We start from the raw sequence: 8,409 nt of genomic DNA on the forward strand, positions 1-8,409 counted from the left end.
GCGGGTCACTCAAAGGCCCGCCTGCCTGGCGTTCCTCGGCGAGGCCTGCGTGCTCACCGGGGCTCGCGAGCACGCCGCGGTGCTGGCCGCGGCGTTGCGCCCCTTCGCGGGCACCAACCTCACCGCCGCGTTCACCATCAGCTTCGGGCCCGCGGACCGGCTGCGGGCGGGGCTCGCCGAGCTCGTCGGCAGGCCCGTCGAGGCGGACGCCTGCTTCCGGTCGGCACTCGCCCTCGCCGAGCAGAGCCGCTCACCACTCTGGGCCGCCGAGGCGCTCGCCGACCGGGCGTCGGTCGTGGCCGGGCGCGGGGACGCCACGGGAGCCGCCGAGCACCGGGCCCGCGCCGAGGAGCTCGCCTCCGCGATCGGGATGGTGCTGCGCCCGTCCCCAGTGCCGCCCGAGCCCGACCTGCTGTCGCCGCGGGAACGCGAGGTGCTCGACCACGTCGCGGCCGGGCTGTCGAACCGGCGGATCGCGGAGCGGCTGTTCATCAGCGAGCACACCGTGGCGAACCACGTCCGCGCGATCCTGCGCAAGACGGGCACCGCCAACCGCACCGAGGCCGCCGCCCGCACCCGCCCCACCTCCCACATCATGGAGCCATGACTGTCGTTCTCGAGGGTGGAACGACGGCTATGGCTCCACGATGCGGTCGGAGCTCGTGGTCAGAGGGTGGCGCGCAGGTGCTCGGCGATGTCGGCGATGCGGCCGAGGACGCCGTTGAGGAAGCGCGGCGAGTCGTCCGTGGACAGCGTCCGGGCCAGCTCGACGGCCTCGGTGATCGCCACCGGGTCGTCGATCTCGTCCACCCAGAGCAGCTCGAACACCCCGAGCCGCAGCAGCGTGCGGTCCACGGCGGGCATCCGCGAGACCGTCCAGCCCTCGGCGTGCTCCGCCAGCAGCTGGTCGATCCGCTCCCGGTTCTCGACGACGCCGCGCACGAGCATGGCCGCGTAGTCCGACACGGGTGGGGCGTCGTCGGTCTCCCGACGGTGGGTCAGCACCTCGAGCGGGTCGGCGCCGCGCGCCTCGGACTCGAAGAGGATGTCGAGGGCGCGTTTCCGGGCCTTGGTCCGCGCCCGCACGTCAGGAGCTGACGCGGCCGAGGTACCGGCCGTCGCGGGTGTCGACCTTGACCTTGGTGCCGGTCTCCAGGAACAGCGGGACCTGGATCTCCGCGCCGGTCTCCAGCGTGGCGGGCTTGGTGCCGCCGGTGGAGCGGTCGCCCTGCAGGCCGGGGTCGGTGTGCTGGATGACCAGCTCGACCGAGGTGGGCAGCTCGATGAACAGCGGGCTGTCCTCGTGGAAGCTGACCTGCGCGACCTGGTTCTCCAGCAGGTAGTTCGCGGAGTCGCCGACCACCGGCTCCGGGATGGGGAGCTGGTCGAAGGTGTCCCCGTCCATGAAGACGAAGTCCGCGCCGTCCCGGTACAGGAAGGTCATGTCCCGGCGGTCGACGACGGCGGTGTCGACCTTGGTGCCGGCGTTGAACGTCTTGTCGACGACCTTCCCGGTCATCACGTTCTTCAGCGTGGTGCGCACGAAGGCGCCACCCTTACCGGGCTTGACGTGCTGGAACGCCTGGACGGTCCACAGCTGGCCCTCCAGGTTGAGCACCAGGCCGTTCTTCAGGTCGTTCGTGGTGGCCACGTGCGGGACTCCTCGGTCGTTCTCGGTTCGCTCTGGCGGAAGCGCGCGCGCCTGCCGCCGGGGAACCGGTACGACCGCACGCAGCGGGGTTCGTGGGCCCGCTCGGCGGGCCGCCACCCACGATACCGCCCTTACACCTCGAGCAACTCTTTGGGGAAGGCCGTGAGCGGATCGGGCCGGTCGCCCTCGCGGACCACGAGGGTGTCCTCGATCCGGACGCCGCCGCGGTCGGCCAGGTACACGCCCGGCTCGACGGTCACCGCCATCCCCGCCTCCAGCACGTCCTTCGACGCCGCCGACAGCGCAGGCGCCTCGTGGATCACCAGTCCCACGCCGTGCCCCAGCCCGTGCAGGAACCGGTCCCCCAGCCCCGCCGCCGCGATGACGTTTCGGGACGCGGCGTCGACGTCCGCCGTCGGGACCCCGGCCTCCACCGCCGCACAGCCCGCCGCCTGCGCACGGTGCACGAGGTCGTAGAGCTCCCGTTGCCAGTCCGCGGCGCGGCCGAGCACCAGCGTGCGCGTCATGTCCGAGTGATAGCCCGCCACCAGCGCGCCGAAGTCCAGCTTCAGCAGGTCACCGGGCTGCACAGCGGTGCCGGTCGGCGAGTGGTGCGGGATCGCGGAGTTCGCCCCGGCCGCGACGATCGAGTCGAACGAGGGCCCGTCGGCCCCCAGCCCGCGCATCCGGAAGTCCAGGTCCAGTGCGATCTCCCGCTCGGTGCGGCCCGCCCGGACCCCACCGGCGGCGAGCAGGTCGGTCAGGGCGGTGTCGGCGATCGCGCACGCCCGGCGCAGGGTGGCGATCTCGGTGTCGTCCTTGACCACCCGGAGCCGGGCGACGAGGCCGGGCGCCCTGACGAGCTCCGCGTCCGTGGCGGCGTCCAACGCCCGGCGGGCGTCGACGGTGACCGCGTCGGACTCGTACCCGAGCCTGCGGACGCCCAGGGCCGCGGCCAGCCCGGCCAGAGCGAGCGCCGTCGACCGCTCGACCACCGGCTCCAGGTCCGGCACCTCGGCGGCGGACTGGATCGTGTAGCGGCTGTCGGTGCCGAACCGGCTGTGCGCGTCGTCCGCGGCGGCCAGCAGCAGCGCACCGTTCGAGCCGGTGAACCCCGTCAGGTACCGCACGTTGACGAGGTCGGTGACCAGCAGGCCGTCGAGCCCGGCGGTGCGGAGCAGCGAGCGCAGACGCTCACGGCGGGCGGCGGTCGTCATGCGACCCAGCCTAAGGTGAGCGCATGGGTGCGCTGTACTTCAAGCAGCTGCTGTCCGGGCAGGACTTCGCGGCGGGCGACCGGGTGGCCACACAGATGGTCAACTTCGCCTACCTGATCGGGGACACCGAGAGCAGGGAGGCCGTCGTCGTCGATCCGGCGTACGCGCCGGGCGACCTGCTCGACGTCCTGGCCGCCGACGACATGCGGCTCACCGGTGTGCTCGCCACCCACCACCATCCGGACCACGTCGGCGGCCAGATGATGGGGTTCGACCTCGACGGGCTGACCGGGCTGCTCGAGCGCGCGCAGGTCCCGGTGCACGTGCAGAGCGTGGAGGCGGACTGGGTCGCGAAGGTCACCGGGCTCGCCCCGAGCGACCTGACGCTGCACGAGGGCGACTCGGTCGTCACCGTCGGCGGGATCCCGATCCGGCTGCTGCACACCCCCGGCCACACCCCCGGCAGCCAGTGCTTCCTGGTCGACGGCAGGCTGGTCGCGGGCGACACCCTGTTCCTGCAGGGCTGCGGCCGCACGGACTTCCCGGGCGGGGACGTCGAGGCGATGTACGCGAGCCTGCAGCGGCTCGGGTCCCTGGCGGGCAACCCCACGGTCTACCCGGGCCACCGGTACTCCGAGGACCCCCACGCGCCGCTGCTCGACGTCCGGCGCACCAACGTCGTGTTCCGGCCGCGTTCCGCCGAGGAGTTCGTGCTCGCGTTCGGCAACTGATCCCGCTGCCGCAGGCCTCGACATCGTGGGTCGACGGGTCCTGCGGCCGATGCTTGTCGTCCGCCCGGGCCGGGATGCGGTCCGCCACGGGCTCCGCCCGGCCGGTCGCGTTTGCTAACGGGTGGCGAGGAAGCGCAGGGCGAGGACGTAGCCCTGCACGCCGAGCCCCACGATCGTGCCGGTCGCCACGGCGCTGACGTAGCTGTGGTGCCGGAACTCCTCGCGCTGGTGCACGTTGCTGATGTGCACCTCGACGAGGCCGCCGGTCAGCATCGCGCAGGCGTCCCGCACCGCGACGCTGGTGTGGGTCCAGGCCGCCGGGTTGAGGACGACCGGGGTGCCGGCGTCGGCCGCCTCGTGCAGCCAGCCGAGGAGCTCGGCCTCGGCGTCGGTCTGCCGGACCTCGACGTCTAGACCCAGCTCGGTGCCCGCCTTCTCGCAGAGCGCGACGAGGTCGGCGTAGGTCGTGTGGCCGTACACGTCCGGCTCGCGGAGGCCGAGCCGGCTCAGGTTGGGGCCGTTGAGGACCAGGACGCGGGTCATGCGGTCACCGTCGCGTAGGCCTGCTCGAGCAGCTCGGGGGCGGGCGCCTCCAGCCTCCCCGGCTTGGCGAGGCCGTCGAGCACCACGAACCGGAGGGTGCCCGCGCGGGACTTCTTGTCGCCCTTCATCGTCTCGACGAGCTCGGGCAGCACACCCGCCTCGTACGAGACGGGCAGGCCGATCGAGGTGAGGATCGCGCGGTGTCGCTGCACGGTCTCCGCGTCGAGCCTGCCTGCGGCGCGGGCGAGCTCCGCGGCGAACACCAGCCCGACGCTCACCGCCGCCCCGTGCCGCCACGTGTACTCCTCGCGCCGCTCGATGGCGTGCCCGAGGGTGTGGCCGTAGTTGAGGATCTCCCGCAGGTGGGACTCGCGCAGATCCGCACCGACGACGTCCGCCTTGACCTGGATCGCCCGGCGCACCAGCTCGGGGAGCACCTCGCCGGTGGGGTCGAGGGCCCGCTGCGGATCCAGTTCGACGAGGTCGAGGATCACGGGGTCCGCGATGAACCCGGCCTTGACCACCTCCGCCATGCCCGCCGCGATCTCCGCTGCGGGCAGGGTCTCGAGGGTCGCGAGGTCGACGAGCACCGCGCTCGGCTCGTAGAAGGCGCCGACGAGGTTCTTGCCCGCCGCGGTGTTGATGCCGGTCTTCCCGCCGACCGCGGCGTCGACCATCGCGAGCAGGGTGGTCGGCACGTGCACGACCTTCACCCCGCGCATCCAGGTCGCCGCCACGAAGCCGGCCAGGTCCGTCGCCGCTCCCCCGCCGAACCCGACGACGACGTCCTGCCTGGTCAGCCCGACCTGTCCGCAGACCTCCCAGCAGAAGCCCGCGACGGCGAGGGACTTGCCCTCCTCGGCGTCCGGGATCTCGATGCGGTGGGCCTCCAGCCCCTCGGCCTCCAGGTCCTGACGCACGGTCTCGGCCGCCTGGGTGAGCGCGGGCTGGTGCACGAGCAGCACCTTCGCGGCGCCGAGCCCCGCCACGACCGAGCCCAGCCCCGCGCGGACCCCGCGCCCGACGATCACGTCGTACGGGCGTTCGGCGGTGACGCGGATGGTGCTGGCTGCGGAGGGCACGGACATGCGACGACCCTAACCGGGCTGGAGCAGGGCGCGGCGGGGTGGTCCGACGGCGCTGTCGGCGCTCTCGCTCAGGCGATGGGCCGACGTGGGGCGCTGTGCAGGGCGCAGTGGTGTGGGGGTCGGCTCGCGACGCAGTGGTGACGCGGTGGTGACGCGGTGGTGACGCGGTGGTGACGCGGTGGTGATGCGCCTGCTGGGTGCAAGGCCCGATGCGGGCCGGTCGGCCGGGTTCTGGTCCGGCTGAGAGGCCCCCGACAGCTCAGGGTGCCGGGCGGCCGAAGACGGGGTCCGGCAAGGGGGCGGCGTCGGACGCGGTGACGGCGTCGTTCGGGTCCGCGAGCTCGAGCTCCTCCGGCTCAGCGCCCTGACCGGCTGCTGGAGCGAGGTCGAGCCCGGTCAGGACGGCCGCGGCCACCTGGTTCGCGCTGCGCTTGACCGTGTCGACCTCGATCGTCGCGACCTCCGCGTAGAGCGGAGCCCGGGCCTCCAGCAGGGCGCGGAAGGTGGCCCGCGGGTTCACGCCCGCGAGCAGGGGTCGCGCCGTGGACATGCCGGTCCGCCGGATGCCGTCGGCCACACCGACCCGCAACGAGACGACCCGGTGCTCTCGCAGCAGCGCCCGGGTGTCCTCGGCGAGGACCGAGCCACCCCCCAAGGCCAGCACGCCGCACGCCGTGCCGAGCAGCTCGGCGACGACCTGCCGCTCGACCGCCCGGAACGCCGGTTCCCCCTGGGAGGTGAACATGTCCGCGATCGTGGTGCCGACCCGCTCCTCGATCACGGTGTCGACGTCTGTGAAGCCCACGCCGAGCCGCCTGCCGAGAACCCGGCCGACCGTGCTCTTCCCGGCCCCGGGCGGCCCGACCAGGACCAACAGGGGCTTCGTCGTGTCACTCACAGCCCGATCGTATCCGTCGCCGCTTCCAGCCCGGATCAGCGCCGCCCGGAAGCGCGACGGCCCGTGATCGCCGATCGCGACCCGTCCAGGCCGCATACGGCGCCGATGGGCCGGAAACGACGATCACCGGCCCAGGTGACCGACATCGGCGGCGACGCACCGTGGAACCGGGGTGCGGGGCCGGTCAGGCCTCGGTGCCGTACCGGAACCGGTCCGCGACGGCCGCTCGGTAGGCCTGCACGTTCCGCCGGGTCTCGGCCACCGAGTCCCCGCCGAACTTCTCCAGTGCCGCCTCCGCCAGGACGAGCGCGACCATCGACTCGGCGACGACACCTGCGCGCGGGACGGCGCACGCGTCGGACCGCTGGTGGATCGCCGTGGCCTCCTCTCCCGTGCTGGTGTCGATCGTGCGGAGCGCGCGCGGGACGGTGGAGATCGGCTTCATCGCCACGCGGACCCGCACCGGCTCGCCGTTCGTCATGCCGCCCTCGATGCCGCCCGCGCGGTTCGAGAGCCGCTTCACGGGGTCGCCCGGGATCATCTCGTCGTGGGCCTCGCTGCCGCGGCGGTGCGCCGTGCGGAAGCCGTCCCCGATCTCGACGCCCTTCATCGCCTGGATGCCCATCAGGGCACCGGCGAGCTTGGCGTCGAGCCTGCGGTCCGACTGCACGTAGGAGCCGACGCCGACCGGCATCCCGTAGGCGATCACCTCGATGACCCCGCCGAGGGTGTCCCCAGCTTCGTGTGCGGCGTCGATCTCGGCCATCATGCGCTCGGCGGTGGCCTCGGACAGCGCCCGCACCGGGCTCGCGTCCACCCGCTCCAGGTCGCCGGGGCCGGGGCGCGGGTCGCCCTCGGGGGCGTCGACCTCGCCGATCGCGACGACGTGCGACACGACGGCGACCCCGAACGCCTGGGCGAGGAACGACTTCGCGACGGTCCCCATGACGACCTTCGCCGCCGTCTCCCGGGCACTGGCGCGCTCGAGGACCGGGCGGGCTTCGTCGAAGCCGTACTTGGTCATGCCCGCGAGGTCGGCGTGCCCGGGACGCGGCCGGGTCAGCGGTGCGTTGCGGGCCCGGTTGGCGATGAGCTCCGGATCGACCGGGTCGGCCGCCATGACGGTCTCCCACTTCGGCCACTCGGTGTTGCCGATGCGGACGGCCACCGGGCCACCCTGGGTGATCCCGTGCCGGATGCCTCCGATCACCTCGAGCTCGTCCGCCTCGAAGGCCATCCGCGGGCTCCGGCCGTGGCCGAGCTTGCGGCGGGCCAGCTCGGCCTGCAGCTCCTTGGTGGTGACCTCGACGCCGGCGACCATGCCTTCCAGCACGGCGACCAGCGCAGGGCCGTGCGACTCCCCGGCGGTGATCCAACGCAACACCCCGCGATTCTCTCACCCCACACCCACCACCCCGACGACCCCGGTCAGCCCACTGCTCAGCCGGCCGCCCACCGCCACGGCGAACGCCGTCAGCCACGCCGCCGCGAGCATCGACGGACCGTGCGGCAGTTCCGTCGCCCGCGTGGGGAGGGCAGGCTCCGACCTCGCGGCAGCAGGGTCGCGAGCACGTGCCTCCACCGCGTCGTCGACACCGGCTGGCGCACGCGTCGGCCTGCCATCACCGCCCGGCCTGCTCACCGCCTCGGCCCCTCGGACCGGCAGGAAACCCGCCGACCCGTCGACCGCGTGCGGCACTTGCCGCCCGGCGCCCTCATCCCGCGCCGCAGCAGCCCGCAGGCATCCCTCCGATACCCGGCTCCCACAGGACTGTCGCCAGCACGCATGCCTGCCACACGGCCGTCGGACCTGGTTCGGCTGTGTGCGACGAACCCGGACCAGCGCGCGGATCCCGAGGACCGCACCGAGGACCCCGCTGAAGACCGCCGTCACCGCGCAGCCCAGCAGCACAGCCGCCCAGGAGTCCGCCGCGAGCACCGCACCCACGGTGGCGGCGAGCTTCACGTCCCCCAGCCCCAGTGCCGCGGGCGAGACGGCGTGGACCGCGAGGTGCACCGCGACCAACACCGCCCCGCCCGCGAGCGCCCGACCGGCGGCGCCCCACCCGAGGGGTACGGCGAGCGCCAGAGCGGTCGGGAATGCGGGGAGCGTGAGGACGTCCGGGAGCCGGTGGTGCCGGACGTCGACGACCCCGGCCACCACACCGAGCCACGCCGCACCGAGCAGCAGCGGCACCCACTCGACGGGGACGAGCCCGGCGGCCGCCCCACCCGCCACCGCGGCTCAGAGCAGGCCCACCGCCACCTCGCACCACGGAGG

At 73.6% G+C, this 8,409-nt stretch carries 10 protein-coding genes; 2 read left to right on the plus strand and 8 right to left on the minus strand.

What is annotated here, in order from left to right; translation table 11 throughout:
• Nucleotides 1–607, plus strand: a 607-nt coding sequence (locus H5J29_RS34310) for a helix-turn-helix transcriptional regulator (RefSeq protein ID WP_220187338.1), incomplete at its 5' end; no start/stop codon positions are given.
• Between the two features lie 59 nt (nucleotides 608–666).
• Here H5J29_RS34310 and nusB read toward each other — a convergent pair.
• The 3 genes from nusB to H5J29_RS12930 all read right to left on the minus strand — a co-directional run bounded on the left by nusB (nucleotide 667) and on the right by H5J29_RS12930 (nucleotide 2,868).
• Entirely contained in the window at nucleotides 667–1,086 is a 420-nt protein-coding gene (gene nusB, locus H5J29_RS12920; protein ID WP_181781184.1) for a transcription antitermination factor NusB, read from the minus strand.
• 1 nt (nucleotide 1,087) lies between these two features.
• Nucleotides 1,088–1,651 (minus strand): elongation factor P, encoded by a 564-nt coding sequence (efp, locus tag H5J29_RS12925; protein ID WP_181781185.1) that lies wholly within the window; start codon nucleotides 1,649–1,651, stop codon nucleotides 1,088–1,090.
• Nucleotides 1,652–1,782: 131 nt separating this feature from the next.
• Nucleotides 1,783–2,868, minus strand: a complete 1,086-nt coding sequence (locus H5J29_RS12930; RefSeq protein WP_181781186.1) for a M24 family metallopeptidase — start codon at nucleotides 2,866–2,868, stop codon at nucleotides 1,783–1,785.
• A 23-nt stretch (nucleotides 2,869–2,891) separates the two neighbouring features.
• Here H5J29_RS12930 and H5J29_RS12935 point away from each other — a divergent pair, with 23 nt between their 5' ends.
• Nucleotides 2,892–3,599, plus strand: a complete 708-nt coding sequence (locus H5J29_RS12935; RefSeq protein ID WP_181781187.1) for an MBL fold metallo-hydrolase — start codon at nucleotides 2,892–2,894, stop codon at nucleotides 3,597–3,599.
• A gap of 114 nt (nucleotides 3,600–3,713) precedes the next feature.
• Here the strand turns inward: H5J29_RS12935 and aroQ are convergent, their stop codons facing one another.
• The 5 genes from aroQ to H5J29_RS12960 form a co-directional block, all read right to left on the minus strand.
• Nucleotides 3,714–4,142, minus strand: coding sequence for a type II 3-dehydroquinate dehydratase (gene aroQ, locus H5J29_RS12940; protein WP_181781188.1), 429 nt, complete (start codon nucleotides 4,140–4,142; stop codon nucleotides 3,714–3,716).
• Nucleotides 4,139–5,230 carry a 3-dehydroquinate synthase gene (gene aroB, locus H5J29_RS12945; protein WP_181781189.1) on the minus strand — a complete coding sequence of 364 codons (1,092 nt, stop codon included), beginning with the start codon at nucleotides 5,228–5,230 and terminating at the stop codon, nucleotides 4,139–4,141. The genes aroQ and aroB overlap by 4 nt, the downstream gene beginning before the upstream one ends.
• Before the next feature lie 259 nt (nucleotides 5,231–5,489).
• Complete coding sequence (locus tag H5J29_RS12950) at nucleotides 5,490–6,128, minus strand: shikimate kinase (RefSeq protein ID WP_312858191.1); 639 nt, start codon at nucleotides 6,126–6,128, stop codon at nucleotides 5,490–5,492.
• A gap of 184 nt (nucleotides 6,129–6,312) precedes the next feature.
• Nucleotides 6,313–7,512 carry a chorismate synthase gene (gene aroC, locus H5J29_RS12955; protein WP_181781191.1) on the minus strand — a complete coding sequence of 400 codons (1,200 nt, stop codon included), beginning with the start codon at nucleotides 7,510–7,512 and terminating at the stop codon, nucleotides 6,313–6,315.
• A 12-nt stretch (nucleotides 7,513–7,524) separates the two neighbouring features.
• Nucleotides 7,525–8,367, minus strand: a complete 843-nt coding sequence (locus H5J29_RS12960) for a prepilin peptidase (protein ID WP_181781192.1) — start codon at nucleotides 8,365–8,367, stop codon at nucleotides 7,525–7,527.
• Nucleotides 8,368–8,409: the final 42 nt, after the last annotated feature.

Source organism: Pseudonocardia pini, assembly GCF_013870575.1.
GTDB classification, from domain to species: domain Bacteria; phylum Actinomycetota; class Actinomycetes; order Mycobacteriales; family Pseudonocardiaceae; genus Pseudonocardia; species Pseudonocardia pini.

Bases quoted from the DNA above. Each gene is read 5' to 3' on its own strand.
- H5J29_RS12930 (WP_181781186.1), bottom strand. From the start codon at position 2,868: ATGACGACCGCCGCCCGCCGTGAGCGTCTGCGCTCGCTGCTCCGCACC.
- H5J29_RS12935 (WP_181781187.1), top strand. From the start codon at position 2,892: ATGGGTGCGCTGTACTTCAAGCAGCTGCTGTCCGGGCAGGACTTCGCG.
- aroQ (WP_181781188.1), bottom strand. From the start codon at position 4,142: ATGACCCGCGTCCTGGTCCTCAACGGCCCCAACCTGAGCCGGCTCGGC.
- aroB (WP_181781189.1), bottom strand. From the start codon at position 5,230: ATGTCCGTGCCCTCCGCAGCCAGCACCATCCGCGTCACCGCCGAACGC.